The sequence below is a fragment of the Streptomyces azureus genome, from assembly GCF_001270025.1.
Taxonomy (GTDB): Bacteria; Actinomycetota; Actinomycetes; order Streptomycetales; family Streptomycetaceae; genus Streptomyces; species Streptomyces azureus.
Genome location: NZ_DF968279.1, coordinates 1 through 494 on the forward strand (window position 1 = coordinate 1; position 494 = coordinate 494).

The 494-nt window shown below is 66.4% G+C and carries 1 protein-coding gene; it reads left to right on the forward strand.

Features of this window, described 5'->3' with window-relative positions; translation table 11 throughout:
• Positions 1-494 (forward strand): carbohydrate ABC transporter permease (locus AOQ53_RS17630; protein WP_148640341.1); only part of this gene is annotated, 494 nt, incomplete at both ends.

Genomic DNA, 494 nt, shown 5'->3' on the forward strand with positions numbered 1-494 from the left:
CAGTGGGCCGCCTGGGCCTTCCTCGCTCCGGTGACCCTCTACCTCGTCCTCTTCTACGCCTATCCGCTCTACCGCAACCTCGACCTGAGCCTGCGCGACTACACGGTCCGCTCCTTCGTCCAGGGCGACGCGCCCTTCACGGGCCTGGAGAACTACGGGAAGATCCTCGACGACCCGACCTTCGCCCCGGCCCTGCTCCACACCGTGGTGTTCACGGCCGTGTGCCTGGTCTTCCAGTACGCCATCGGCTTGGCCCTCGCGGTCTTCTTCCACCAGCACTTCCGGCTGTCGGCGACCCTGCGGGCCCTGTTCCTGGTGCCGTGGCTGCTGCCGCTGATCGTGTCGGCCTCCACCTGGTCGTGGATGCTCAACAGCGACTCCGGCATCGTCAACGCCCTGCTGAGTACCGTCGGTATCGGGCCCGTGAACTGGCTGACGTCCCCGTCCTGGTCACTGACCTCGGTGATCATCGCGAACATCTGGATCGGCGTCCC